The 26371-nt window shown below is 62.1% G+C and carries 24 protein-coding genes and 1 tRNA gene; 20 read left to right on the forward strand and 5 right to left on the reverse strand.

Annotated features, from left to right (window positions below):
- Positions 1-121: 121 nt before the first annotated feature.
- Positions 122-2113, reverse strand: a complete 1992-nt coding sequence (gene tkt, locus NKI99_RS20495; RefSeq protein WP_352611778.1) for a transketolase — start codon at positions 2111-2113, stop codon at positions 122-124.
- A gap of 263 nt (positions 2114-2376) precedes the next feature.
- Here tkt and NKI99_RS20500 point away from each other — a divergent pair, with 263 nt between their 5' ends.
- From NKI99_RS20500 to NKI99_RS20515, 4 genes are all read left to right on the forward strand, one after another.
- Positions 2377-2649: a DUF4164 domain-containing protein gene (locus NKI99_RS20500; protein ID WP_352611779.1), complete on the forward strand. Its 273-nt coding sequence runs from the start codon at positions 2377-2379 to the stop codon at positions 2647-2649.
- Between the two features lie 12 nt (positions 2650-2661).
- Positions 2662-3027 carry a cell division protein ZapA gene (locus tag NKI99_RS20505; protein ID WP_128305871.1) on the forward strand — a complete coding sequence of 122 codons (366 nt, stop codon included), beginning with the start codon at positions 2662-2664 and terminating at the stop codon, positions 3025-3027.
- A 222-nt stretch (positions 3028-3249) separates the two neighbouring features.
- Positions 3250-3909, forward strand: a complete 660-nt coding sequence (locus NKI99_RS20510) for a peroxiredoxin (protein WP_127260439.1) — start codon at positions 3250-3252, stop codon at positions 3907-3909.
- Between the two features lie 147 nt (positions 3910-4056).
- Positions 4057-4929, forward strand: coding sequence for an MBL fold metallo-hydrolase (locus NKI99_RS20515; protein ID WP_352611780.1), 873 nt, complete (start codon positions 4057-4059; stop codon positions 4927-4929).
- 299 nt (positions 4930-5228) lie between these two features.
- Here the strand turns inward: NKI99_RS20515 and rpoH are convergent, their stop codons facing one another.
- Positions 5229-6140 (reverse strand): RNA polymerase sigma factor RpoH, encoded by a 912-nt coding sequence (rpoH, locus tag NKI99_RS20520; RefSeq protein ID WP_352611781.1) that lies wholly within the window; start codon positions 6138-6140, stop codon positions 5229-5231.
- Positions 6141-6339: 199 nt separating this feature from the next.
- On the reverse strand, positions 6340-7380 hold the full coding sequence (locus NKI99_RS20525) for an RluA family pseudouridine synthase (protein WP_352611782.1): 1041 nt from the start codon (positions 7378-7380) through the stop codon (positions 6340-6342).
- A 28-nt stretch (positions 7381-7408) separates the two neighbouring features.
- Here NKI99_RS20525 and NKI99_RS20530 point away from each other — a divergent pair, with 28 nt between their 5' ends.
- The 6 genes from NKI99_RS20530 (at position 7409) to tolA (ending at position 10793) form a co-directional block, all read left to right on the forward strand.
- A complete protein-coding gene (locus tag NKI99_RS20530; RefSeq protein WP_013529257.1) occupies positions 7409-7792 on the forward strand; it encodes a fimbrial protein in 384 nt (127 codons plus the stop codon).
- A 48-nt stretch (positions 7793-7840) separates the two neighbouring features.
- Positions 7841-8248 (forward strand): VOC family protein, encoded by a 408-nt coding sequence (locus NKI99_RS20535; protein WP_023810974.1) that lies wholly within the window; start codon positions 7841-7843, stop codon positions 8246-8248.
- 90 nt (positions 8249-8338) lie between these two features.
- A tRNA-Glu gene (locus NKI99_RS20540) sits at positions 8339-8413 on the forward strand.
- 171 nt (positions 8414-8584) lie between these two features.
- Positions 8585-9166 carry a VOC family protein gene (locus NKI99_RS20545; protein ID WP_128305015.1) on the forward strand — a complete coding sequence of 194 codons (582 nt, stop codon included), beginning with the start codon at positions 8585-8587 and terminating at the stop codon, positions 9164-9166.
- Positions 9167-9188: 22 nt separating this feature from the next.
- Entirely contained in the window at positions 9189-10034 is an 846-nt protein-coding gene (locus tag NKI99_RS20550; protein WP_128305016.1) for a glutathione S-transferase family protein, read from the forward strand.
- 390 nt (positions 10035-10424) lie between these two features.
- Positions 10425-10793 carry a cell envelope integrity protein TolA gene (tolA, locus tag NKI99_RS20555; protein ID WP_352611783.1) on the forward strand — a complete coding sequence of 123 codons (369 nt, stop codon included), beginning with the start codon at positions 10425-10427 and terminating at the stop codon, positions 10791-10793.
- A gap of 10 nt (positions 10794-10803) precedes the next feature.
- On the opposite strand, the gene NKI99_RS20560 is transcribed toward tolA, so the two are convergent.
- A complete protein-coding gene (locus tag NKI99_RS20560) occupies positions 10804-11016 on the reverse strand; it encodes a hypothetical protein (RefSeq protein ID WP_352611784.1) in 213 nt (70 codons plus the stop codon).
- 318 nt (positions 11017-11334) lie between these two features.
- On the opposite strand from NKI99_RS20560, the gene NKI99_RS20565 reads away from it, so the two are divergent.
- Entirely contained in the window at positions 11335-12249 is a 915-nt protein-coding gene (locus NKI99_RS20565; RefSeq protein ID WP_352611785.1) for a DUF2865 domain-containing protein, read from the forward strand.
- A 124-nt stretch (positions 12250-12373) separates the two neighbouring features.
- Positions 12374-12610 (forward strand): hypothetical protein, encoded by a 237-nt coding sequence (locus tag NKI99_RS20570; RefSeq protein ID WP_352611786.1) that lies wholly within the window; start codon positions 12374-12376, stop codon positions 12608-12610.
- 73 nt (positions 12611-12683) lie between these two features.
- Here NKI99_RS20570 and NKI99_RS20575 read toward each other — a convergent pair whose 3' ends face one another.
- On the reverse strand, positions 12684-13034 hold the full coding sequence (locus NKI99_RS20575) for a hypothetical protein (protein WP_023810980.1): 351 nt from the start codon (positions 13032-13034) through the stop codon (positions 12684-12686).
- A 190-nt stretch (positions 13035-13224) separates the two neighbouring features.
- Between NKI99_RS20575 and NKI99_RS20580 the strand changes: the two genes are divergently transcribed.
- The 8 genes from NKI99_RS20580 to eglC all read left to right on the forward strand — a co-directional run bounded on the left by NKI99_RS20580 (position 13225) and on the right by eglC (position 26359).
- On the forward strand, positions 13225-17784 hold the full coding sequence (locus NKI99_RS20580; protein ID WP_352611787.1) for a PAS domain-containing protein: 4560 nt from the start codon (positions 13225-13227) through the stop codon (positions 17782-17784).
- Between the two features lie 507 nt (positions 17785-18291).
- A complete protein-coding gene (locus NKI99_RS20585) occupies positions 18292-19320 on the forward strand; it encodes a PstS family phosphate ABC transporter substrate-binding protein (RefSeq protein WP_352611788.1) in 1029 nt (342 codons plus the stop codon).
- Positions 19321-19415: 95 nt separating this feature from the next.
- On the forward strand, positions 19416-20882 hold the full coding sequence (gene pstC, locus NKI99_RS20590) for a phosphate ABC transporter permease subunit PstC (protein WP_352611789.1): 1467 nt from the start codon (positions 19416-19418) through the stop codon (positions 20880-20882).
- Positions 20879-22195, forward strand: a complete 1317-nt coding sequence (gene pstA / locus NKI99_RS20595) for a phosphate ABC transporter permease PstA (RefSeq protein ID WP_023810984.1) — start codon at positions 20879-20881, stop codon at positions 22193-22195. The genes pstC and pstA overlap by 4 nt, the downstream gene beginning before the upstream one ends.
- Positions 22196-22212: 17 nt before the next feature.
- Entirely contained in the window at positions 22213-23031 is an 819-nt protein-coding gene (gene pstB / locus NKI99_RS20600) for a phosphate ABC transporter ATP-binding protein PstB (RefSeq protein ID WP_013529271.1), read from the forward strand.
- A gap of 26 nt (positions 23032-23057) precedes the next feature.
- A complete protein-coding gene (gene phoU / locus NKI99_RS20605) occupies positions 23058-23765 on the forward strand; it encodes a phosphate signaling complex protein PhoU (protein ID WP_127413489.1) in 708 nt (235 codons plus the stop codon).
- Positions 23766-23781: 16 nt separating this feature from the next.
- Entirely contained in the window at positions 23782-24471 is a 690-nt protein-coding gene (phoB, locus tag NKI99_RS20610) for a phosphate regulon transcriptional regulator PhoB (protein ID WP_010911896.1), read from the forward strand.
- Positions 24472-24934: 463 nt separating this feature from the next.
- Positions 24935-26359 carry an endo-1,3-1,4-beta-glycanase EglC gene (gene eglC, locus NKI99_RS20615; RefSeq protein WP_352442041.1) on the forward strand — a complete coding sequence of 475 codons (1425 nt, stop codon included), beginning with the start codon at positions 24935-24937 and terminating at the stop codon, positions 26357-26359.
- Positions 26360-26371 lie beyond the last annotated feature (12 nt).

A 26371-nucleotide genomic window follows, 5' to 3' on the forward strand; every position in this document is an offset into this window, starting at 1 on the left:
GGGTCCGCAGTTTCATAGCTGTGGAAGCAGAAAGAATCCAGCCGCAGTGGCGTGGATTTAAATCGATTAAGTTGGGCCGGCCCGGCGAGACCGCCTTACGCGATTTCGCCGAACCTTGAACCTATTTGTTATGCAGGCGGGCTTCCGCCGCCTTGGCCGCGGCTTCGGCGGTGATGCCGAAATGCGGATAGAGTTGCTCGATAGTGCCCGAGGCGCCGAAGCCTGTCATGCCGACGAAGATGCCGTCGGAGCCGATCAGATGATCCCAGCCCTGGCGTATGCCGGCTTCGATCGCCATCTTGATTGGCGCGTTGCCGATCGTTTTCTTGCGGTAGTCGTCGCTCTGCTGGTCGAACAGTTCGAAGCAGGGCACCGAGACGACGCGGGTGGGATGGCCGTGCTTTTCCAGCAGGTCGCGGGCGCCGAGTGCGATCTCGACCTCGGAGCCGGTGGCGAAGATCGTCACCGTTGCCTCGCCGCTGGCGGCAGCCAGCTCATAGGCACCCTGGCTGCTCAAGTTGTTGGCAACGAATTCGTTGCGTACCGTCGGCAGGTTCTGGCGGGTAAGCGCCAACGTCGACGGCGTCTTTTCCGACTCCAGGGCGATCTGCCAGCATTCAGCGGTTTCCACGGCGTCGGCCGGGCGGAAGACATTGTGGTTGGGAATGGCGCGCAATGCGGCCAGATGCTCGACCGGCTGGTGGGTCGGGCCGTCTTCGCCCAGACCGATGGAATCATGGGTCATGACGAAGATCGAGCGGATGCCCATCAGCGAGGCGAGCCGCATCGACGGACGGGCATAGTCGGAGAAGCACATGAAGGTGCCGCCATAGGCGATGAGGCCGCCATGCAGCGTCAGGCCGTTGATCGCGGCGGCCATGCCGTGCTCGCGGATGCCGTAGTGGACATAGCGCTGGCCATAGTCGTCCGACGTGATGTTCTTGGTCTGGCTGGTCTTGGTGTTGTTGGAGCCGGTCAGGTCGGCGGAGCCGCCGATGGTCTCGGGCACGGCGCCGTTGATGACTTCCAGCGCCATCTCGGACGATTTGCGGGTGGCGACCTTCGGCTTGTCGGCCGAGAGCTTCTTCTTGTAATCGGCGATGACGGCGTCGAAATTGGACGGCAGCTTGCCGCTGAGGCGGCGCTCGAACTCAGCCTTCAGTTTGGCATCGGCCTTGGCCAGGCGGCCTTCCCAGTCGGTGCGTGCCTTGACGCCGGCCTTGCCGGCGGTGCGCCAGGCGTCGAGGATGTCGGCCGGAATCTCGAAGGGCGGCGAATCCCAGTTGAAGAACTTCCGGGCGCCGGCGATCTCGTCGGCTCCGAGCGGCGAACCGTGCGCCTTGTTGGTGCCGGCTTTGGTCGGCGCGCCGAAGCCGATGGTCGTCTTGCAGGCGATCATGGTCGGCTTGTCGGAATGGCGGGCGGCTTCGATGGCATAGGCGATGGCTTCCGGATCGGTGCCGTCGATGTGGCTGGCATTCCAGCCGGAGGCCTGGAAGCGGGCGACCTGATCGGTGTTGTCGGACAGCGAGACCGGACCGTCGATCGAAATGTCGTTGTTGTCCCAGAAGACGATCAGCTTGTTGAGCTTGAGATGGCCGGCAAGCGCGATGGCTTCCTGGGACACACCTTCCATCAGGCAGCCGTCGCCGGCCAGCACATAGGTGTAGTGATCGACGAGGTCGTTGCCGAAGGCGGCGTTCATGATGCGCTCGCCGAGCGCGAAGCCGACCGAATTGGCGAGACCCTGGCCAAGCGGGCCGGTTGTCGTCTCGATGCCGGTGGCGTGACCATATTCAGGGTGACCGGCAGTCTTCGAGCCCAACTGGCGGAAGTGCTTGATCTGGTCGATTGTCATGTCTTCGTAGCCGGTCAGATGCAGCAGTGAATAGAGCAGCATCGAGCCATGGCCGGCCGACAGGATGAAACGGTCGCGGTCGGCCCAGTGCGGGGCCTTGGGGTCATATTTCAGGAAGCGCGTGAACAGCACCGTGGCGATATCGGCGCAGCCCATGGGCAGGCCCGGATGGCCGGAATTTGCCTTCTCGACGGCGTCCATGGAGAGAAAGCGGATCGCATTGGCCATCCGGTCATGTTGTTCACGCGACGTCATGGTTCCTCCAGAAGTGGGGGTTTGGGGGCTTGGGAGAGCCCTTGAAAAGGGTGCGCGACACATAGCAGGCGCGCGCTTTTAGTCAACAAATCGGGTGCACATTTGCCGGCCTTGTGATGCCGGCGGCGGGTCTGCATTAGCGTTAGCAGGGGACAGTCGCGAGAGCTTTGTTGACGTTGCCTTCACCCGGTGCCTAATGTTTCAGGGATAACGCGTTCTGAACGTGAACGATTCGGTGATGGGCAGGGCACAGGACGAAGGCCATGACCGGGGAAGCCACACTCAAGGAAGTCATCGCGAGGCTGGGCAAGGCCATCGAGGGGCTGGAAAACGCTGTCGCGGCCAAGCTCGAGCATGAACGCGATTACTCGGAAGCCGAGGCCGAAGTGCAGCGGATGAATGCCGACCGCTCCCGGCTGGCACAGGAACTCGACAATTCCGAAGTGCGCGCCGAACGGCTGGAAGACGCCAACAAGGAAGTGTCGCGACGGCTGGTGACCGCCATGGAAACCATCCGCGCCGTGTTGGACAGATAGGAGCTGGCCCCGATGGCACAGGTCACGGTTTCAATCGACGGCAAGCAGTATCGCATGGCCTGCGACGAGGGCCAGGAAGAGCATCTGATCGACCTTGCCGAACGCTTCGACCGCTATGTTTCACACCTGAAGGACTCGTTCGGCGAGATCGGCGATCAGCGACTGACCGTGATGGCCGGCATCATGGTGATGGATGAACTCTCGGAGTTGCAGAAACGCGTCAAGGGCATGGAAAGCGAAGTGCTGACCCTGCGCAAGACCCGCGACGAGGCTCTGACCAAGGCCGACAAAAGCGATAGCGTGCTGACCAACGCGCTCGGCGCGCTGGCACAGCGCATGGAAGACCTGGCTGTGACGCTGGCGGTCAACAAAACCTGAGGCAGGAACCTTTCCTGTCCAGCCCAACAGGCTCTCATACGCGCGCAGCGTATTCGGCAGCATAAAAATGCTCGCCTGCCGCCGACAAGAGTTTCATATTATCTTGCAGCCACGATTTTTGCGCTAAGATGCAACGATGCCGGGCGGGACAGCTTGATGTCGGCGTGATTGCCGCGTGCTGTTCCTCGCTGCCGACGGTTCCGTTTACAGGGGAGATGTACCATGAGCCTTCGTATCAACGACATTGCGCCGGATTTTACCGCCGAGACCACGCAAGGGACGATCAAATTCCATGACTGGATCGGTGACGGTTGGGCGATCCTGTTCAGTCACCCGAAGAATTTCACGCCGGTCTGCACGACCGAGCTTGGCACGATGGCGGGGCTCGAAGGCGAGTTCAAGAAGCGTAATGTCAAGATCATCGGCATTTCGGTCGATCCGGTCGAAAGTCACGGCAAGTGGCAGGACGACATCAAGACGGCGACCGGTCATTCGGTGAACTACCCGCTGATCGGCGACAAGGACCTCAAGGTCGCCAAGCTCTACGACATGCTGCCGGGCGGTGCCGGCGAGACGTCGGAGGGCCGTACGCCGGCCGACAATGCCACGGTGCGCTCGGTCTACGTCATCGGACCTGACAAGAAGATCAAGCTGGTGCTGACTTACCCGATGACCACGGGGCGCAATTTCGATGAGATCCTGCGCGCGGTCGATTCCATGCAGCTCACCGCCAAGCACCAGGTGGCGACACCGGCGAATTGGAAGCAGGGCGAGGACGTTATCATCACCGCTGCTGTCTCCAACGAAGACGCGATCAAGCGCTTCGGCGCCTACGAGACCATTTTGCCCTATCTGCGGAAGACCAAGCAGCCATCGGCCTGATCCCAGGCGCTTCGGAACGATCTTTGGCCTTCTCGCCCTTGCGAGCCAAGTGATACTTGACTGCCGCACCCGAGCGGACAACCATGCTCCTCTCGGGTGTCGCCAGAGAAAATCATTCCTGACGACCGAGAGTTGGGGAAGCCGGAATTGGACGTAGCTTTGGCCAGGCCGCAGGTCAGCGGCTTCTATGACAAGCCGACCGGGGCCATTCAGTATGTCGTCGCCGACCGGGCGACGAAACGCTGCGCCATCATCGATCCGATCCTCGATTTCGATGAGAAATCCGGCGCCACGGCAACGACGAATGCCGACGCCTTGCTCGACTTCGTCAGCGAGCAGGGGCTGAGCGTCGAATGGATCCTCGATACCCATCCGCATGCCGACCATTTTTCGGCGGCGCATTACCTGAGAGAGAAGACGGGCGCGCCGACAGCAATCGGCGACAGGGTCGTCGAGGTCCAGAAACTGTGGAAGGCGATCTACAACTGGCCGGATTTCCCCGCGGACGGCTCGCAGTGGGACAGGCTATTTGGTGAAGGCGAAACCTTCCAGGTGGGCACGCTTCCGGTCAAGGTGCTGTTCTCGCCCGGGCACACGCTGGCCTCGATCACCTATATGGTCGGTGATGCCGCCTTCGTCCACGATACGCTGTTCATGCCCGACAGCGGCACGGCGAGGACGGACTTTCCCGGCGGCAGTGCCGCGCGGCTCTGGCGCTCGATCCAGGACATTCTGGCGTTGCCGAACGAGACGCGCGTCTTCGTCGGCCATGACTATCAGGCCGGCGGCCGCGAGCCCTCGTGGGAAAGCACGGTCGCCATACAGAAGGCAACCAACATCCATCTCGTCGCCGCGCGCAGCGAGGCCGAGTTCGTCGCCTTGCGCGAGGCGCGCGACAGGACGCTGCCGATGCCAAGGCTGATCCTGCATGCGCTGCAGGTCAACATGAATGGCGGACGGCTGCCGGAACCGGAAGCCAATGGCCGGCGGTACCTGAAGTTTCCGCTGGATGGGCTTTGAGGGGCTGTTGGCGAAGTTGCCAATCTCCCCCTTGCGGGGGAGATGCCCGGCAGGGCAGAGGGGGGTGCTGTCCCGCCAACCTGTCAGCTAATTGTGGTTGTGCCTTCAGTCTTTCGGTTGGGTGACTGACGCCGAAAAGTAGCGATCCTTCACACCCGCCTCTGTCCTGCCGGACATCTCCCCCGCAAGGGGGAGATCGGATGTCGCCTTCGCTTTCGCCAACCACCATTGCAGTCCGCTACAAAAAAGGCGGCGCCAGTTTCCTGACGCCGCTTTGATTTTTGTAACCGAAGCTAACCTTACGCCGCGGGCTGCGCCTCAATCGTGCGCAGCGCCTGGATCTGGCGCTTGGCGGCGGCCTTGACCGCATCCTGCACCTTCTCGAAGGCGCGCACCTCGATCTGGCGCACGCGCTCGCGGCTGATGTCGAACTCGGACGACAGCTCTTCCAGCGTCAGCGGCTCCTCGGCGAGGCGACGGGCCTCGAAGATGCGCCGCTCGCGCTCGTTAAGCACGGCAAGAGCGCCCGACAGCATGCCGCGCCGGTTTTCCAGCTCGTCCTGCTCGATCAGCATCTCTTCCTGGCTTTCGTGGTCGTCGACCAGCCAGTCCTGCCACTCGCCGGACTCACCTTCGCTCGCCCGGATCGGGGCATTGAGCGAGGCGTCGCCCGACAGGCGGCGGTTCATCGACACCACCTCGGCTTCGGAAACGTTCAGCCTGGTGGCGATCTCGGCGATCTGGTCGGGCTTCAAGTCGCCGTCGTCCAGCGCCTGGATCTTGCCCTTCACCTTGCGCAGGTTGAAGAACAGGCGCTTCTGATTGGCGGTCGTGCCCATCTTGACCAGGCTCCACGAGCGCAGGATGTACTCCTGGATCGAGGCCTTGATCCACCACATGGCATAGGTCGCGAGGCGGAAGCCACGCTCGGGTTCGAATTTCTTGACGGCCTGCATCAGGCCGACATTGCCTTCCGAGATCACTTCACCAATCGGCAGGCCATAGCCGCGATAGCCCATGGCGATCTTGGCGACGAGTCTGAGGTGGCTGGTGACGAGCTTGTGCGCAGCGGAGGTGTCTTCATGCTCGGCGTAACGCTTGGCGAGCATGTACTCTTCCTGCGGCTGCAGCATGGGAAAGCGGCGGATTTCTTCCAGGTAGCGGCTGAGGCCGCCTTCGCCGGAAACGATACTGGGTAGTGACTGGGCCATGATAGCGCCCCCTCTCTATTGGAGTGATGCCCCCGAAACGCGGCGGGCATGTGACGCGAGCACCAAAAGGCTCGCCCGCGACATCAGATCTTATACAGGAACAAAACCAGAAAAGACAGGCATTTGTTCAACACGAAACAGTGTGTCACGGTGAAGTGAACAATCTCTGTCAGGTTTTTTAAGGCTTGTTGGTGAGGGTTCAGAGTTTGCGGAAGCCGCCGACGAGTTCCTCCATGTCCCCCGGTAACGGCGCCTCGAACCTCATCGTTAGATGGGTAGTGGGGTGGCGAAATGCAAGGAGCCAGGCATGCAAAGCCTGCCGGGGAAATGCCTTGACCTGACTTTTCAGCGGTTCGGGCAGCCGGTTGGCCTTGGTGCGGAAGGCCTGGCCGTAGTCGGGGTCGCCGACCACGGGATGACCAATATGCGCCATGTGGACACGGATCTGGTGGGTGCGGCCAGTTTCCAGCCGGCATTCGACCAGGCTGGCCGTGGCGAACTCCTGTTGGTTCTCGCCGAAGCGCTCCTGCACGGCGAAGTGGGTGACCGCATGGCGGGCGTCGTCGCGTCCTTCCGGCACCACGGCACGGCGCACCCGGTCGGCGGCGCGGCCGAGCGGCGCGTCGACCCTTCCGGCCGGCCTCTGCGGTATCCCCCAGACCAGCGCCAGATAGGCACGTTCGAGATCGCCGGTCAGGCCGTGATCGGCGAAAGCCTCGGACAGTGACTTGTGGGCGCGGTCGGTCTTGGCGACCACCATGACGCCGCTGGTCTCCTTGTCGAGGCGGTGGACGATGCCTGGCCGCCGGACGCCGCCGATGCCGGAAAGGCTGTCGCCGCAATGATGGATCAGCGCGTTGACCAGCGTACCGGTCCAGTTGCCGGCGCCGGGGTGCACGACAAGCCCGGCCGGTTTGTTGATGACGATCAGCTCGTCGTCCTCATAGAGCACGTCTAGCGCGATGTTCTCGCCCTGCGGCTCCGCCGGCTCCGGCTCCGGCATGGTAACCGACACGCTTTCGCCCGGCGCCATCTTGCGCTTGGTCTCGTCGACAGGCTTGCCGTCGACCGAGACCGCGCCCTGCCTGATCAGCATCTGCACGCGGCTGCGTGACATGTCCGGTCCAAGGCTTGCGGCCAGCCACTGGTCGAGGCGCAGGCCGGCCGCATCCGCGCCCGCCACCAGCACGGTCGGTACCGCCTCTATCAATTCGGGGGCCTCTTCGCTATGAGCGCTCATTGAAAAACCGTTCCGGAACTGTTTTGCCATGGCCAGCCCGATCGCCGAAGAAGACCAGGATAAGCCGCTCGACCCCGAGGTCGAAAAGGTGCGCAGGAAACTCGTCCGCTTCGTCGGGATCAATCTCGGCCTGCTGTTCCTCGCCCTTATGGTGGTGATCGGCGCCCTTGTCTACAAAGCGCGCAATGCACCGCCGGCGAACCCGCCGCTGGCCGGCGATATCCAGACACCCGCCGGCGAACCGGTCAGCGGCGACATCGTGCTGCCGGTCGGGGCCAAGGTGGTCAGCCAGTCGCTGTCCGGCAATCGTGTCTCGATCGATGCCGAGCTTGCCGACGGCAGCCGCACGATCTTCGTCTACGACATCACCGAGCGACGCCTGATCGGCCGCTTTGCGATCCGCAACAAGTGACCGAGCCGCAACGATGAACGGCAGCAGGCCAATGAGCAAGCCTCAGGGATGAGCGGGTTCGCCGAGCATCGTCGCGTCGCCACGGTCGCCCTGGTCGTCGCCAACTATGACGAGGCGATCGCCTGGTATGTCGAGAGGCTGGGGTTCCTGCTCGTCGAAAATGTCGATCTCGGCGGCGGCAAGCGCTGGGTCACAGTGGCGCCGGCCAACGGGCAGGGCGCCAGGCTGCTTCTGGCCGAGGCTTCCGACGAGGCACAGAGCAAAAGCATCGGCAACCAGACCGGCGGGCGTGTCTTCCTGTTCCTGGAAACCGACGACTTCGCCCGCGACCACGCGGCGATGCTGGAGAAGGGCGTCGAATTCCGCGAAGCACCGCGCTTCGAGCCCTATGGCACGGTGGCTGTTTTCGCCGATCTGCATGGCAATCTCTGGGACCTGATCGAGCCGAAACGTTAGGCTTGCGCACGGCTTTTCCCCGATACGACAAAGCCGGCGAAGCCCAGTTGCTTTTTCCCAGCGCTCAGCCTATATCGCCGGTTCTTGAACGCGCCCATCGTCTAGCGGTCAGGACACCGCCCTCTCACGGCGGGAACAGGGGTTCGATTCCCCTTGGGCGTACCAAGCTTGTCTCCACCAATCGCTCGATCCTGGCTACGTTCGTGGCTTCTGGCGCAGTGGGCCCGATTGCATTAGCATCGCGTCATGGGTCCTCGGGCACGGCTCCAGCGGCGCGCAGAACGCCCGGTGTTGGTCGGATCCGGACGGGCAGTCGATGCCTCGGGAGGAAGGCCAATGCAGAAGCTGCAATCGCAGGGCGTCCATCACATCACGCTGGTCGGCGCCGGGCGCCAGACCTCTATCGATTTCTGGGAAGGCGTGCTCGGCATGCCGTTCATCTTCGAACAGCCCAATCTCGACAAGCCGAGGGAAAGCCACCTCTATTTCGATCCTGGCGACGGCCGGCTGGTCACCATCTTCACCGACGAGAGCCGCACACCAGAGAAGCGGCGCACGCCGACCGATCCGGGCTGTGTCCACCACATTGCCTTTTCGGTGTCGCGCGTCACCTTCCTGCAGGCGGTCTCTCGGCTCGACGAGCGCGGCATCAAGCACAGCGGCGTCAAGGATCGCGGTTTCATGGATTCGATCTATTTCGAGGATCCGCTCGGCCTGCTGATCGAGTTGGCGTCCTACCGCTTCGAACCGCCAGCGGGCTTCACCCACGCCGATGTGCTGATGGAAGCGCACAGGCTGCGGGTCGCGCGCGGCGACTACAACATCGCCGAAGTGCATCTCGCCGATGCGATCCAGGCGCTCGTCGAACGTTCCCGCGCCACCTTGTCGGACGATCGGGCGCCGAAAAACCCATACTGAACAGACCAGAGGGAGGAACAAGATGGCCAAGACAGCGACGAAGACTGCCGGGAAATCCGCGGCCAAAGCTGCCGCCAAGCCGGCGGCGAAAGCTGCGGCAAAGCCAAAAGCCAAGGCGGCCGCCAAGGCGACGGCAAAAGCCGCGCCCAGGGCCAAGGCCAAGCCGGCCAAGAAGCCGGCGCTGAAGCTCAGCATGCTGAAGCCCAGCGTCAACAACATGACCGTGCGGGTGTTTGCGCGCGCGGCCGGTTTCGACCATGCCGAGACCGATGCCTGGGGCCACACCCGTTCGCCGGAGTTCATGGCGCGAAATCCCGCCCATTTGACACCGATGATCGAGGACAAGGGCCTCCCCAGAGGCGTGTTGTGGGAAAGCTGCGCCATCATGCAGTATCTCGCCAACAAGCACGGGCTGGAGAAATTCTATCCGAAGGCGCCGGCCAAGCGGGCGATGGTCGACAGTGCCATGTTCTACCTGATCGGTACGCTCTACCCCTATGTGGCGCGCGCCACCTATCCGGCGCTCGGCTTCCCTCATTATGCCGGCGAGGTCGGCCACAGCGACGCGCACCCCGACAGGAAGTCGGAGGCCCAGAAGGCGGCGATGGCCGCGATCGCCGAGCCGCTGGAGGTCTTCCACAGCTTCTTCAGGGACGGCAAGCCGTTCATCGGCGGCAAGCATCCTTCGATCGCCGATATCCGGCTGGCGGCGACGCTCGAATTCCTGGCCGTCGTCGACTATTCCCTGCCCCGATGGGCGAAGGACTATGTGGCGGCGATCGAGAAGACGCTCGGCAAGGCCTATAGCGAGCCGGCCGGCGACGTGCGCGGCTATATCGCGCATGTGAAGTCGCAGGCCAAGGCCTGAGGTTAAGGATGCGTTAACCAAAGCCCTGTCTACTGCGGGGCAATTCGCTTTCGGCCCGCGACCACGGATGTACTGGCGCAGAACGTCGTAGCGATGGGAAAGGTCGGCGCAATGCCGGCCTTTTTGCTTTCGCACGCGGTCTCTTTGTTCAACGCAATTCCCAAGGGAAGCGCCATGCGCTTTCCCCGGGAAAACCGTTTCACACTTTTCCTGGAATTGCTCTATCGCCGGGCGCGATCGAGCAGCGATCAGGCCACGCAAGCCTCGGCCGCTGTCGCTTTTCTGGCGTCAACTTTTGCGGAGAGATATTGTCATCGCCGGCGTTGGCCCTACCATCCATTTCGGCAGTCCGGCATGGATGGTCGGTCAGGCGCGAAATGAGGGCTGGCGATGAAAAGCGTTGCGAAGCGGGTTGCGGTTGTGGGTGTGATGCTGGCGAGTGCTGTTCATCCTTCAAATGCGGCTGAACTGAACACAATGAACGATGTCGGCACCGCCATTCAGGCATGCTGGACACCGCCGGCGGATGCCGGAACCGCCAGCGTCACCTTGAGCTTCAGCTTCAAGCGGGACGGCACGCTAATCGGCCCACCGAGGCCGACAGCCATCAAGGTGGAAGGCGATGCCAAGGCGAAGAAATTGTTTGTCGACGCCGCAACAACCGCCTTGCAGAATTGTCTGCCCCTGACCTTCTCAGCGAAGCTGGCGCAAGGGATCGCCGGCAACGTGTTCACATTGCAATTCGCTTCTCCAAAATAGGCGCTGCCGCTCAGTGGTGACTGCGCCTTGCCTCGGCATACCGGGCAAGATCGGGCGTCTCGAAGACGTAGTCGCTCCAGGCTGATTCAGGAACCTGGCCGGCCAGATAGCATTCCAGCAACAGGCTCTGCTCGGGATTGAGTGGCCTTGGCGCGCGCTGGTCCAGCCCCAGCGAGTGAAACAGGTTTCTTGTCAGGTCCGAGACGGTGAAGTGGATCGACATCCGCAATCTCCCTTTGGTCCTTCAACGCGGAAGGCCCGGCAAAGGTTTCGAACGCATGGCGATAATGGCGCATTGATCTCGGTCCGTTGCGTTGCAAATCCTCGGCCATGGTCAGGCTTGCGCTTTCTTTCGAGGTTCGTCTCAATCTTGAAATAAAAATGTAATATCGAATTTACATGAGGTGACGTAGTACAATAGACAATAGGTCCTTCAGGTTGAAACTCTTTAGATTATTAGAAATTACTCATGTAGCTGAAGCTTGCTGAAGTCATGGGCTCTAGATTCCAGGTTCTCCGCAACAAGGGCCAAGTTGTCCCGATGATCCGTTTCTGGCCTTCCATGGTGATCGCATTTATTTCGCTGGCGGCAGTTTTGTTCGGTACGCTTTCGTCCTACGCGGACAGCTGCGGCGCGATCAGAAGCCAGTTGCTTTCGGCTGGCCGCAGCGGCGGGGCGAGCCCGGAGCTTGCCCAGTTGCGCCGGCAACTTGCAGCCATCCAGACTATCGAGAGACAGCGCCAGTGCACGGCGAAAAGTTCGCTTGGTGGTCTCTTCAACGCCTGCGCCGATCTCGCCAGGAGCCGCTCGGATGTGCAGCGCCGGATCGCTGCCGCTGGGAATTCGGGCCGCGACACAGCGGGCCTGCAGGCGCGCCTCGTCGCGCTTGGCTGTGCGCCTTCGGCAAAGCAACGGCCTGTCCGCGCCGCGCCCAGCACCCAATCGGCGAGCACCACGTTCGCCGGCAATGCGATGCTGTTTTGCGTGCGTCTGTCGGACGGGTATTTCTTCCCGGCGCCAAAGTCGCAATTCGCCGCCAGCGGCGATCTTAAGGAGACGGTCGATCAATGCCGTTACATCTGCGATGACCCCAGCGTCGACCTCTACACGTTGAGCGACGCCAGCCTCGAAACCGACCAGATGACCGCGCTCGACACGCGCAAACCCTATACCGAGCTGCCGGCAGCCTTCAGATATCGCGATGATGCGAATTTCAAGGCATGCGACGTCAAGCGCTACTACCAGCGGGTCACCGAACTGCGAGCCAGGACTGTGACGCCCGCCAACATGCGCAACGCCATTATTCCGCTGCCAACGGCGAAGCCGGATCTCGGCACGGTTGCGGCCGTCGCCGGGATCGATGCCGAAGCCCCAGGTGCCGCCCAGCACCTTTCGATCGAGGCCGGCGAGTGGCCGGTGCGCGTGGTCGGCCCGGCATTTTTCCCGGCCGAATGATCGCCGGTCTTCCTCGATTGGCGATCACCGGTGGCGGCGTGCCTGCTGCGATGCGGTTGCGCGATCCCTCTGGAACAGAGGGGCACTCACGGCGTTGTGATCGACATCAGCCGGGAGGAACGCCGTGGCTACGTTCAGGGAAATGCGGGTGCTGGAGATCGTCGAAGACGACTTGCTGACCACCGAACAGAAAATCGCCGAACTGCGCGAGATCGAATCCGAGGCGCGTGGGTTGCAGCGGGCTGCCTCGGAGGGTCCAATGGACGACGATGACGGTTGGCAGGAAGATCTGCGTCAGGTTCGTCTTGCACTCGACAAGCTCGGAGCGAAGGAGCCGAAAAAAGGCGCTGCTTCCCTGTGAAGGCCGGGTCACCGAGCTATCCGCGGATCGCGTTTTGTTTGATCGAATCCCGCTTTTAGGACCAAGCTCCAATCTAATCGCAGACCATGCGAGCTCTCTTGCCAGGCTCGCTGACGTTCCTGCAGGTCAGCGATTTCGCCGGCGCGGATAGGGACGCCGACGCAGGCAACCTCGTCTGGTGCCGTCTCGGTGCGGCATGGCTGACCTTGCGCTCGGAAAAACGCCGGGGCGGCTGCGGCGCCACCGGAAAAGCGCCGTTTTCGACCTCGGCTTGCCCATAGTCGACATTCGGTGGCGGCCGGTCCCAGAAGCGCCGGACATCGAGCGGCCTTGGGATGACGACCGTGCCGTCATAACTGCGCGAGCAACCGCCGCCGAAAAGCAGCGCCAGCCCCATGAAAAAAGGCACAATCCGTCCAAGCATCAGCAATACCCCTGCCGTTGCTTATATAGCGGGTTCGACCCTGCCGACAACCGGGCGGATGAAGCAGACCCTGCCGCCCAATCCTGTCTAACCAACCGTTAAGGTTAGCGGATCCTTAATGCTTCTCGGGCACATTCCGCCGACGAACCGCGGAGGAGGGTTCGGCCTTGGTTTTCGGGGTGGGGACGGCATGGCGGAAGCGAACGAAACAATCGGCGCGCGCGGCAAGCGCGGGCCTCGCAGATCCACAGCGCATGGCGATGATGCATCATCGTCCGCCTCCTGCATGGATTCGAACGATGCGCTTCGCCAACTCGTTGAAGCCGGTTCCGACTGGGTCTGGGAGACCGACGCCGAACTGCGCTTCTCCTGGCTTTCGCAAAATTACCAGGCAGCCACGGGCATTGATCCGGCAAACGTGCTCGGCCGGTTCCGCTTCGACTTCCTCAACCAGGTCCTGAACGGCGATCGCAGTGGCGCCGCGCATCTGGAGGATCTGCAGGCGCACCGGCCTTTTCGCGACTTCGTCTACGAACTCAAGGGTGGCAACGCTGACTGTCGCTGCGTCTTGACGTCAGGCTTTCCGAAGTTCGACGACGAAGGAAGATTTGCCGGTTATCGCGGCATCGGCCGCAACGTCACGGCACTGGCGGGCGCCTTCAAAGGTCCGGGGCCGGGACCATCGGCCGACGGCGAGCCCGACCAGCATCTTGCCGACCTCGAGCGGACGATGGACGCCATGCATATGGGCGTCGTGCTTCTCGATGCCAGGCTCGACACGCTGATCATCAACAAGGCCTATCGCGACCTCTCGAGGATTCCGGACGGCGCTGTTAGCGTCGGCGCTCCGTTCAGCCTGTTGATGGAGCTCAACCGCCGCAGCGGCATCTATGGCGACATCGACGAACGGCAATGGCAGCGCTACCTTGCCGCTCGTCTCGACGAGATTCGCGCCGGATCCGTCGCGCCGCGCGAATTCGTCCATGCCAACGGCAGGACGATGATGTTCTCGGTGACGGCGCTGTCAGGCGGCAAGCGGCTGTTGACCTATTATGAGGTCACCGAGATGAAGCAACGCGATGCGGAGATCAAAAGCGCGAACGCCAAGATCGCCGAGACCTTCGCCAGTCTCCGCAGCATGGTCGACCAGATGCCGATCGGTGTCCTCGTCCTGGACGCCAATATGCGCGCCGAGATCATCAACCGTGCTTTCTATGATTTCTGGCAGATCGACGCCCGGCGCGCCGAGATCGGCTGCAGCTTCCGCGATCTGATGGACGCCAGCCGCGACATCGATCCGTTTGGTGCCGACGATGCATCATGGCAGCGGCATGTCGCAGAGCGCGAGGCGGAAATCAGGGCCGGGGTCGCCGCCTCGCGGCAGTTCCCGCGCAATGACGGCCGCACCCTGATCTCGTCGATGGCGCCGCTGGCCGGCGGCAAGCGGCTGATCTCCTATGTCGACGTCACCGACATGAAGGACCGGGAGGCCGAACTTGCCGACGCGCTGGAGAAGGCGCGGCTGGCGGAGGCGGTGATCAACGCCGTCAAGGATCCGATCTTCGTCAAGGACGACCATCTGCGCTTCGTCTTCGTCAACGAGGCGTTCGCCGCTCTGTTTGGCCAGACGCCGCAAACCATGCTCGGCAAGCCCGGCGGCGATTTCCTCCCGGCGAACGCTGTCGCGCTTTTCGAGCAGAGCGAAGGTGAGGTCCTTGCGACCGGGCGGCCGTACGAAGTGGAAGAGAATTTCGAGGTCGATGGCGCCAGCCGATCGCGCATCGTCAGGAAGAGCCGCGTCGGCATGGCCAGCGGCCGCAACTATGTTGCCGGCTTCCTGTTCGACATTTCCGACATGAAACGCCGCGAGACCGAGGCGCAGGATGCGCGCAAGCATCTCGCCAGCGTCCTTGAATCATTGCCGGCCGCCGTGATCATCTACGATAGCGACGACAGGTTCGTGTTCGCCAACCGCAAGATCCAGGATACGCTGCCGGCCTTGAAGCCGGCATGGCAGCCCGGCTGCACATTCCGCGAGGCACTCGTTCTGGGCCATGCGAACGGCTATTTCCGCAACAGCGGCGATCCACAAGTCGACCAGCTCTACGACAGCGACCATGACCGCTGGCTGGATGCGATCCTCGCCCGCTACCGCTTGCCCAATTCCTGCTACGAGCGTCATAACCCCGACGGCCGCTGGTACCAGGTCTACGACATGCGGACCGATGACGGCACCTTCATCGGTGTTCGCGTCGACATCTCCGAGATCAAGAGCCGCGAGGCGGCATTGCGCGATTCGATGCGCCAGATCGACCTGTTCCGGCACGTGATGGACGAGTTGCCGGTGGCCGCCTTCATCAAGGCGCAGGACCTGAGCATCGAATTCGTCAACAAGGCCTGGTGCGCGATCACCGGCTTGGCCAAGGAGGATGTCATCGGCCGCACCGACCGGCAGTTGTTCGGTGCGCAGGACGCCGATGGCTACAGCCATGACGACACGCAAGTCGTCGTGACGGGCGCCGTCAAGGAGGTCGAGGAACCCGTCACCCATAGCGACGGTACGGTTCGGCAGTTGATGACGCGCAAGAGCCGCCTGGTGACGCTGGACGGGTCGGTGCATCTGGTCGGTTCGAGCACCGACATCACCGACGTCAAGGCGCGCGAGCGTGCGCTGGAAGAAAGCATGCGCGAGAACGAGGTGTTCCGCAGCCTGATCGACAACGTGCCGGTATCGATCTACGCCAAGCGCTCCGATCTGAGGCAGTTCTATGTCAACAAGGGCTGGTGCGATCTCACGGGCTTCCGCAAGGAAGAGGCTATCGGCAAGACCGACATCGAGATTTTCGGGCCGGATGGCGAGGCTTTCGTCAATGGCGACCTCGCCGTGCTGCGCACCGGCGAAACCCAGGAGGTCGAAGAGACGGTGACGTTGGCCGACGGCAGCGTCAGGCATCAATTCGCCCGCAAGGGCGCGATGATCGCCTCCGACGGCTCGCTCTATTTGATCGGCTCGACCACCGACATCACCGAGCTGAAGATGCGAGAGGCCGAACTGCGCGAGGCGCGTCAGCGCGCCGTGCTCGCCGACCGCGCCAAGTCGGAATTCCTCGCCAATATGAGCCATGAGATCCGCACGCCGATGAACGGCGTGCTCGGCATGGCCGAACTGCTGGCCAAATCGGACCTCGACCCGAAGCAGAAGACGTTTACCGACATCATCGTGAAATCGGGCAATGCGCTGCTCACCATCATCAACGACATCCTGGACTTCTCCAAGATCGATGCCGGTCAGTTGGTGCTCGATCCGGCGCCCTTCAATCTGGCCGAGGCGATCGAGGATGTAGCGACGCTGGTGTCCACACGGGCCAAGGAAAAGGACCTCGAGCTGATCGTTCGTGTCGAGCCTCGGCTCGAGAGCCTGTTCGTCGGCGATGTCGGCCGTATCAGGCAGATCGTCACCAACCTGCTCGGCAATGCGGTGAAATTCACCGATGAAGGCCATGTGCTGGTCGACGTCACCGGCGAGAGGGTTCCAACCGGAACGAAGCTGACGATCTCGGTCACCGATACCGGCATCGGTATCCCCGAGGAAAAACTGAAACTGGTGTTCGAGAAATTCAGCCAGGTCGACACCTCTTCGACGAGGCGACACGAGGGGACCGGTCTCGGCCTCGCCATCACCTCGCGGCTCGTCGAGCTGATGGGCGGCGATATCGGGGTCGAAAGTGCGGAAGGCAAGGGCTCGACTTTCTGGTTCTCGGTGACGCTGCCGAGGGCCGGACAGCAGAACGGGCAACGCATCATGCCGATCGACGTGACCGGTGCGCGTGTGCTGATCGTCGACGACAATGCCGTCAACCGGGCGATCCTGACCGAACAGATGACATCGTGGACGTTCGATTCCTGCGCGGCCGAAAGCGGCGCCGAAGGCCTCAAGGTGCTGATCGCCGCCGCAGCCTATGGCGTGCCGGTCGACTGCGTCGTGCTCGACTACCAGATGCCTGAAATGAGCGGCGCCGAAATGGCGCGGATCGTGCGCAACACCGCCGGTCTTGCCGGCACGCGGATCATCATGCTGACCTCGGTCGACCAGTCGCTCGCCAACACCAGCTATCGCGATCTCGGCATCGATGCCCAGCTGATCAAGCCGGCGCGCTCTTCGGTGCTGCTGGAAACGCTGGTCGCCACCATCCAGCGGCATCGCCACAATACTGGCGACACGCAGCCGCTCGCGGCCGACACCACTCCAGGCAATGTTGCACGGCCGCAGCCCTCGGCACCGTCCGAACAGCGTGCGCTGCTGCAGCCGCCTTCGATTCGCCCCCGGCCACCGGTGGCGGCTGGCGGCGACAGGCTGGACATCCTGGTGGCCGAGGACAATGAGGTGAACCAGATGGTGTTCACCCAGATCCTCGGCGAGACCGGTTATGGTTTCGAGATCGTCGGCAATGGCCGCAAGGCGCTCGACGCCTTCGGCCGGCTCAACCCGTGCATGATCCTGATGGATGTCTCCATGCCGGAGATGAACGGTCTCGAAGCGACCGCCGCCATTCGCCGGCTGGAGGAAGAAACCGGCACGCATGTGCCGATCGTCGGCGTCACCGCGCATGCGCTGAAGGGCGACCGCGAGCGCTGCCTGGAGGCAGGCATGGACGACTATCTGCCAAAGCCGATCAGTCCCCGGGCGTTGCTCGAGAAGGTCGAGCGCTGGGTCGGCGCCAGCCGGCAGGCTCAGCGCAACGCCGGGTAAGCCGGCTCTGCCCGAGTGCGGGGAACGCGGCGAAGATTCGCGCCCCTGTCAGCGGCCAAGACTATGGCGCGATCGCACCATATCAAAGGCGGCATCCAGCCGAGACAATGGCTACATTCGAATTCCGCTCTTCCCAGTTACGGGCGGGAGCAGCGACCGCCGGCATGAGACAGCGTCAACCTACCCCAACGGACCTGTTTTCGGCGATGGCCCGGCCACGACACCGTCTGGCTGAGAGCAACGCGCTCCCGTCCGGCTTTTCTTCACAGAGGCCGGCTGGTCCCAAATCGCCGGCCAGCCTCGGCTGAATAGAGCAAGTCCCTGATTCCGGTGACAAAGCCGGGCTGCGTCGGGAGTGCCGGCCAGGCGGCATTCTGCTCATCCCGATGAAGCGTTACCGGGGTGACATCAAACTGTCATGCGACTGTTATAATCGAAGGCTATTGGCCTCAGCGGGCGCCGACTGACGAGCGCCGAGAGACCATCTTCCGAACAGGAGCAGGCCACATGAAGAAATTCCTCTATACGGCGTCGGCCGCTGCGCTTGCGCTCGCCGCGTCGTCCGGCTTCGCCGCCGCGCGCGACCAGATCCAGGTCGCCGGGTCATCGACCGTGTTACCTTATGCCAAGATCGTTGCCGAGCAGTTCGGCGAAACGTTCACCAACTTCAAGACCCCGGTCGTCGAATCCGGCGGCAGCGGCGCCGGCATCAAGGAATTTTGCAAGGGCGTCGGCGAAGACACGATCGACATCGCCAACTCGTCGCGTCCGATCAAGGCGGACGAACTCAAGTCCTGCGCCGACGCCGGCGTGAAGGAAGTCCAGGAAGTCCGGATCGGCTATGACGGCATCGTCTTCGCCACCGACATCAAGGGCCCGGACTGGGCGCTGGTTCCCGCTGACATCTACAAGGCGCTCGCGGCCAAGCTGGTCGTTGACGGCAAGCTGGTCGACAATCCGAACACCAAGTGGAGCCAGGTCAATCCGAAGCTGCCCGACTGGGACATCGCCGCCTACATTCCGGGCGAAAAGCACGGCACGCGCGAAGTGTTCGAGACCAAGCTCCTCGATGCCGGCTGTGACAAGGCTGCTCTCAAGGCTGCCGGCATTGCCGACGACAAGGAAATCGGCAAAACCTGCATCGCCATCCGCAAGGACGGCAAGGCCGTCGACATCGATGGCGACTATACCGAGACGCTCGCCCGCATAGACTCCAACAAGACCGGCGTCGGCGTGTTTGGCCTCGCCTTCTATGAGAACAATGCCGACAAGCTGAAGGTCGCCACCGTGGAAGGCATCGTGCCTTCGACCGAGACGATCGCCAGCGGCAAGTATCCCGTCTCGCGCCCGCTGTTCTTCTACGTCAAGAAGGCGCATCTGGGCGTCGTTCCCGGCCTCAAGGAATATGTCGAGTTCTTCCTTGACGACCAGATGGTTGGCCCGGAAAGCCCGCTCGCCGAATACGGCCTCGTTGCTGCACCGGATGCCGAGCGTCAGGCCCAGCGTGACGCTTTCGCCGCCGGAAAGTCGATGTAATCAGCTGCCGAACCGGGGTGCGGGCCAATCCCGCGCCCCGGTTTCATCGCAGGCCGCAATGGCGGCTGCGTAAGAATTTCTCTTGGGGTGGGTCCATGTCGTCCTTGCTCGTACTGGCCATCGTCGTTGCCGTCGGCATGGTTGCCTTTTTCATCGGCCGGCAACGTGCCGCGGCCCAGGACAATGGCAAGGTCAAGCCGCATTCGCGCGCCCATTATCATGGCTGGTGGGCCTTCCTGCTCGCCGTTCTGCCTGCTCTTTTGCTGCTTGCCGTCTGGACCGTCGGGTCTTCCATCTATCTGGACCGACACATTCACGCTGCCTTGCCCGAGCGCACCGTCGACAGCAAGGTTGCCAGTGAGGCACTGGACGTCAGCCTGGTAAAGAGCCTCGCCAGGGGCCTGCGCAAACTCGATGCGGGCACACTGGCCGCAATGCCTGCCAGCTTTGCCGAGTTGCAGCCGCTGCTCGCCGCCAAGGGTGTGGCACTGGCGAGCGACACGCAGGATTACATGATCCCGATCGCCGTCGAGGCGAACAAGGTCCAGGACCGGCTCGGCCTGTTCGGCGCCATTGTCATTCTCGTTTCCTCGATCGCCGGCGCCTTCTATGCGCTCAGGCAGATCGAGCCGCGCGCCAGGGCACGCAACAATGTCGAGAGGCTGATGCTGTGGGGGCTGCTTGCCGCCTCCACCATCGCCATCCTGACCACCATCGGCATCGTGCTTTCGATGCTGTTCCAGACGATCACCTTCTTCGAAAGCGTCTCGCCGATGAGTTTCTTCTTCGGCACCGTCTGGGATCCGCGTTTTGCCGCTGCCGGTTCGGGCGGCAGCCAGGGCCAGTTCGGCCTGATCCCGCTTCTTGCGGGCACGCTCTACATCGCCGCCGTCGCACTGCTGGTTGCGGTGCCGGTGGGGCTGATGTCGGCTGTCTACATGGCCGAATACGCAACGCCCAGGGTGCGCTCGGTGGTCAAGCCGGCGCTTGAACTGCTGGCCGGCATACCGACCATCGTCTACGGCATCTTCGCCGTCGTCACGCTTGGGCCATTCCTGCGCGACCTGTCCGCGGCACTGACCGGCGGTTCGCCCTTCATCCAGGGCCAGAGCATCTTCACCGCCGGCCTGGTCATGGGCGTCATGCTGATCCCGGTCGTGTCCTCTCTTTCGGACGACATCATAACCGCGGTGCCGCGTGCCATGCGCGACGGGTCGCTCGGCCTCGGCGCGACCCGCTCCGAGACGATCAAGCGGGTGATCCTGCCGGCTGCACTGCCCGGCATCGTCGGCGCCGTCCTGCTGACTGCCTCGCGCGCTATCGGCGAAACGATGATTGTCGTGCTGGCGGCGGGCGTCGCCGCCAACCTCACCATCAACCCGTTCGAGGCGATGACGACCATCACCGTCAAGATCGTCAACCAGCTCACCGGCGACCTCGAGTTCAATTCGCCGCAGACGCTGGTCGCCTTCGCGCTCGGCCTGACGCTGTTCGCGCTGACGTTGGTGATGAACATCGTCGCGCTCTACATCGTGCGCAAATATCGGGAGCAGTACGAATGACCGACATTTCCATGGATACGATGGTCAGGGCGGCGGCCCATCCGCGCCGCGACATCGGCCTGAAGGCCCGTTACGCTGCCGAGCGCCGATTCCGCATCTATGGCGTCGTGGCGATTTCCGTAGGCCTGGCGTTCCTGGCAATCATGCTGATCACCATCGTCTCGAAAGGCTACACCGCCTTCTGGCAGACGACGGTATCACTGCCGATCTCGTTCGACGAGAAGGTGATCGATCCTTCCGGCAAACGCGCAACCGATCCGAGCGTTCTGATCAAGGCGAATTATCCCAAGCTCGCCGAAAACGCGCTGGTGGCCAAGCTCGGCATCAATCCCGACGACAAGCCGGCGATCAAGCAGCTCAAGGGCTTCCTGTCGGAAGGCGCCCGCGTCCAGTTGCGCGACATCGTTGCCGCCGATCCGTCCGTGATCGGCACGACGCGCGACGTCAACATCCTCGCCGCCGCCAATCTCGACTCGGCTTTCAAGGGTCAGATCGACCTCAGCGTCGAGGAAGCGCGACGCAAGGTCTCGGACCAGCAGATCACCTGGATGAACAAGCTCAAGGCCGAGGGCGCGATGGCCGAGCACTTCAACAGCGGCCTGTTCACCTACGGCGCCTCCAGCCGCCCGGAAACCTCGGGCATGGGCGTGGCGATCATCGGCTCGTTCTATATGATGGTGATCGTGTTGCTCCTGGCGCTGCCGATCGGCGTCGCCGCCTCCATCTATCTGGAGGAGTTCGCCAAGAAGAACCGTTTTACCGACCTTATCGAGGTCAACATCAACAATCTGGCCGCAGTGCCGTCAATCGTCTTCGGCTTGCTCGGCCTCGCGGTGTTCATCAATTTCCTGGGCATGCCGCGCTCTGCCGCCTTCGTCGGCGGCCTGGTGCTGACGCTGATGACGCTGCCGACGATCATCATCGCGACGCGAGCCGCACTTGCAGCGGTGCCGCCGTCGATCCGCTCGGCAGCTCTCGGTCTTGGCGCCTCCAAGATGCAGATGGTGTTCCAGCACATCCTGCCGCTTGCCGCGCCCGGCATCCTCACCGGCACCATCATCGGTCTGGCGCGTGCGCTCGGCGAAACCGCGCCTCTGCTGCTGATCGGCATGGTCGCCTTCGTCGCCGATCCACCGACGACGCCTTTCGATCCGGCCACCGCGCTGCCGGTGCAGATCTATATGTGGGCGAACGAGGCCGAACGCGCCTTCGTCGAGCGTATGTCCGGCGCCATCATCATCCTGCTCGTCTTCCTCATGGCCATGAACATCACCGCGATCGTGCTTCGGCGTCGGTTCGAGCGGCGCTGGTAGAAAAAAGGCATCTTGGTATGAACATCATGACCGAACAGTCCCTTGAAAACGCAGTGGGCGACAAGATGAAGTCGAACGAAGTAATCAAAATGCGCGGCGACAAGGTCGGCGTGTTCTATGGCGAGAAGCAGGCGCTGTTCGACGTCGATCTCGACGTCCGCCTGAACCAGGTGACGGCGCTGATCGGCCCCTCCGGCTGCGGCAAGTCCACCTTCCTGCGCTGCCTCAACCGCATGAACGACACCATCGATTCAGCACGGGTAACCGGCAAGATAACGCTCGACGAAGAAGACATCTACGACAAGAACATCGATGTCGTCGAACTCAGGGCGCGCGTCGGCATGGTGTTCCAGAAACCCAATCCGTTCCCCAAATCGATCTACGAGAACGTTGCCTATGGTCCGCGCATCCACGGATTGGCCAAGCGCAAGGCCGACATGGACCAGATCGTAGAGTCGAGCCTGAAGAAGGCGGCGATCTGGAACGAGGTCAAGGACCGTTTGCAAGAACCTGGCACGGGTCTTTCCGGTGGCCAGCAGCAGCGTCTGTGCATTGCACGCGCCATCGCCGTGTCACCCGAGGTGATCCTGATGGACGAACCGTGTTCGGCGCTCGACCCGATCGCCACCGCTCGCGTCGAGGAACTGATCGACGAACTGCGTCAGAACTATACCATCGTCATCGTCACCCATTCGATGCAGCAGGCAGCGCGCGTGTCGCAGCGCACCGCGATGTTCCATCTAGGCTATCTGGTCGAGGAGGGCGCCACCGACAAGATGTTCACCACCCCCGACGACAAACGCACCCAGGACTACATCACCGGCCGGTTCGGCTGAGCTCAGGCATACGAGGGACGAAGATCATGGGTGAACATACCGTCGCATCTTTCGATGAGGATCTGGAGCAGATCAGCCAGCTGATCCGCGACATGGGCGATCTCGCCCGCTCGATGGTCAGTGGCTCGACCAGGGCTTTGCTCAATTCGGACAATGCGCTGGCGCAGCGCGTGGTTTCCGATGATGCCATCATGGATGCACGCCAGCGCGAGCTGGACGATCGCGCCATCACGCTGATCGCCAAGCGCCAGCCAATGGCCAACGATCTGCGTGCGGTGGTCGGTTCGATCCGCATGGCCGGCGACCTTGAGCGCATCGGCGACCTTGCCAAGAACATCGCCAAGCGCGTCGGCACTGTCGGGCTGAGTGTCACGCCGCACGACCTTTCGCATTCGATCGACGCGATGGCGCAACTGGTGCTGATCCAGGTGCAGGGGGTCGTCGACGAGTACGCCGCCGCCGACCCGGCAGCGCTTGCCACGCTCAGAAACAATGACGAACGCATCGACGTCAAATACACCTCGGTGTTCCGCGAGCTGCTGACCTACATGATGGAAGATCCCCGCAACATCACGGCGTGCACGCACCTGTTGTTCTGCGCCAAGAACCTCGAGCGGATCGGCGACCACGTGACCAACATCGCCGAAAATGCCTACTATGTTTTGACCGGCACGCAGCTGCCAGCCAATCGTCCGAAGCAGGACGAGACGGCAATGTCCGCGCCAGCGGCATAACAGGGGTGACCAGCCGATGATCGCACCACGCATCATGGTGGTGGAGGATGAGGAGCCGCTAGGCGTGCTGCTCCGCTACAATCTTGAATCCGAAGGTTACCAGGTCGAGGTGGTGACGCGCGGCGACGAGGCCGAAATCCGGCTGCAGGAGAACGTTCCCGACCTTCTCGTGCTCGACTGGATGGTGCCGGCGGTTTCCGGCATCGAACTCTGCCGGCGCCTGCGAATGCGCCCAGAGACCGAGCGGCTGCCGATCATCATGCTGACCGCGCGAGGCGAGGAAAGCGACCGCGTGCGCGGCCTGTCGACCGGCGCCGACGACTATCTGGTCAAGCCGTTCTCGACGCCGGAGTTCATGGCCAGGGTCAAGGCGCTGCTGCGCCGGGCCAAGCCGGAAGTGCTGTCCAGCGTGCTAAAGGTCGGCGACATCGTGCTCGATCGCGAGTCGCACCGGGTCTATCGCAAGAAGAGCGAGATCCGGCTCGGGCCGACCGAATTCCGCCTGCTCGAATTCATGATGCGCCACCCCGGCCGCGTGTTCTCGCGCAGCCAGCTGCTCGACAATGTCTGGGGCGAGACGATTTACATCGACGAACGCACTGTCGACGTGCACGTCGGCCGGCTGCGCAAGGCGGTCAACAACGGCCGCATGCCTGATGTCATCCGCACCATCCGTGGGGCGGGTTACGCGATCAGGGAAGACTAGGTGGCTGTTCCGTCCCGATAGATCGTGACCGGGAAAACTCGATTAGCACGTGGTCGCCAACAGCCGCGAAGAGTGGAATGTTGCACTCGTCTCATCGATGGGGAGCGAGCACGTGACGCTTTGGCCCAAATGCGGTCATTCGAAACCTGATGAGGATGACCGCTCTTGGCGGTACGTCGCCATCTTGCCCGCAGACTCCGACCAGAAAGCCATGCAAGAATAAATTTGAGTTAACTTAGATATACGTTCGTTAAACGACGTGTGTTCTGCATAAATATACGATTTTACTAAATTGCTTCAATTTACATTGAGCCATCACCTCCTTATTCATTATCCGCCTTCCGATTATTGCGGTCTCGGATCGAATGACGATTCCGTGGAACGATCTCGTTCCTTGCAGCGTTGCTTTGGGAGCGGTCGCCGGACCTTTGACCAGGTCGGACACCATGAGGAAGGATTTCTGATGAGCACGGTCTTAAACGCCAAAGGCATCCCTCTTGCCTACACCGGCGCTTCCACTCATTGGTTCTCGGCCACCGGGTCTGGACCGGAACTGCATGGCACCTCCGGCAACGACTCCTTCTGGGGAGACACCGGCGTCACTGTCACGATCCACGGTGGCGCCGGCGACGACTACTATCATCTCTATTCCACCAACAACAAGGTGGTCGAGGATCCTGGGGCAGGGATCGACACGATCGACACATGGATGAGCTACAAGCTCCCTGACAATTTCGAGAACCTCGTCGTTACCGGCACCAACCGATTTGCGTTCGGAAATGCGTTGGACAACATCATCAAGGGCGGGTCAGGTCACCAGACGCTGGATGGCGGCAAGGGAAATGATGTCCTGATCGGCGGCGATGGCGCCGATACTTTCGCCATCTCCAAAGGTAATGGAAGCGATCTTATCTTCGATTTCGGTGCGACCGATGCGCTCCGCCTTAACGGCTACGATTTCACTTCGTTCGATGCCGTCCGTTCACAGATGGTCCAAGTGGAATCGAACGTGATGCTGAACCTCGGATCCGACGAAATCCTGGTGTTCAAGAATACGACCATCGACAAGCTGCAGCCCACCCAGTTCGAACTTCCGATAGACAAGTCCGCAATGACGCTGTCCTTCTCCGACGATTTCAACACGCTGAGCCTTCGGGACGGGCAGGACGGCACCTGGAATTCCAATTTCTGGTGGGGAGCGCCGAACGGCAGCACGTTGAGCAGCAATGGTGAGTTGCAGTGGTATATCGACGCCAATTATGGCCCGACGAGTTCGGTCCATCCGTTCAGCGTTGAGAACGGCGTCCTCACCATCACCGCCGCGCAGGCGCCGGAGGACATCAAGCCTCTGATCAACAACTACGAATACACCTCGGGGATCCTGACGACCCACGACACCTTCTCGCAAACCTACGGCTATTTCGAAATGCGGGCGGATCTTCCTGAAACAGCCGGAGCCTGGCCGGCGTTCTGGCTGCTTCCGGAGGACGGATCGTGGCCGCCGGAGCTGGACGTTGTCGAAACGCGCGGCCAGGACCCGAACACGCTCTACATGACGGCGCATTCCAATGAGACGGGAGCGCACACGAAGGTTTCGTCAACGGTGAACGTTGCGGATACCGACGGTTTCCACACCTATGGCCTGCTCTGGACGAAGGATGAGCTTGTCTGGACCTACGATGGTGTAAAGGTCGCTCAAGCAGCGACGCCGGCCGACATGCACGATCCCATGTATATGCTGGCCAATCTCGCGGTGGGCGGCATTGCCGGCCAGCCTCCTGACCATCTGGCTACGCCAGCGGAGATGAAGATCGACTACATCCGCGCCTATACGCTGGACGACCTGCAGCACCACCCCTTGGACATCGCCGGCGACCATTCGGTCTAAGCGACGCCCTTA

The sequence above is a fragment of the Mesorhizobium sp. M0239 genome, assembly GCF_040321815.1.
GTDB lineage: Bacteria > Pseudomonadota > Alphaproteobacteria > Rhizobiales > Rhizobiaceae > Mesorhizobium.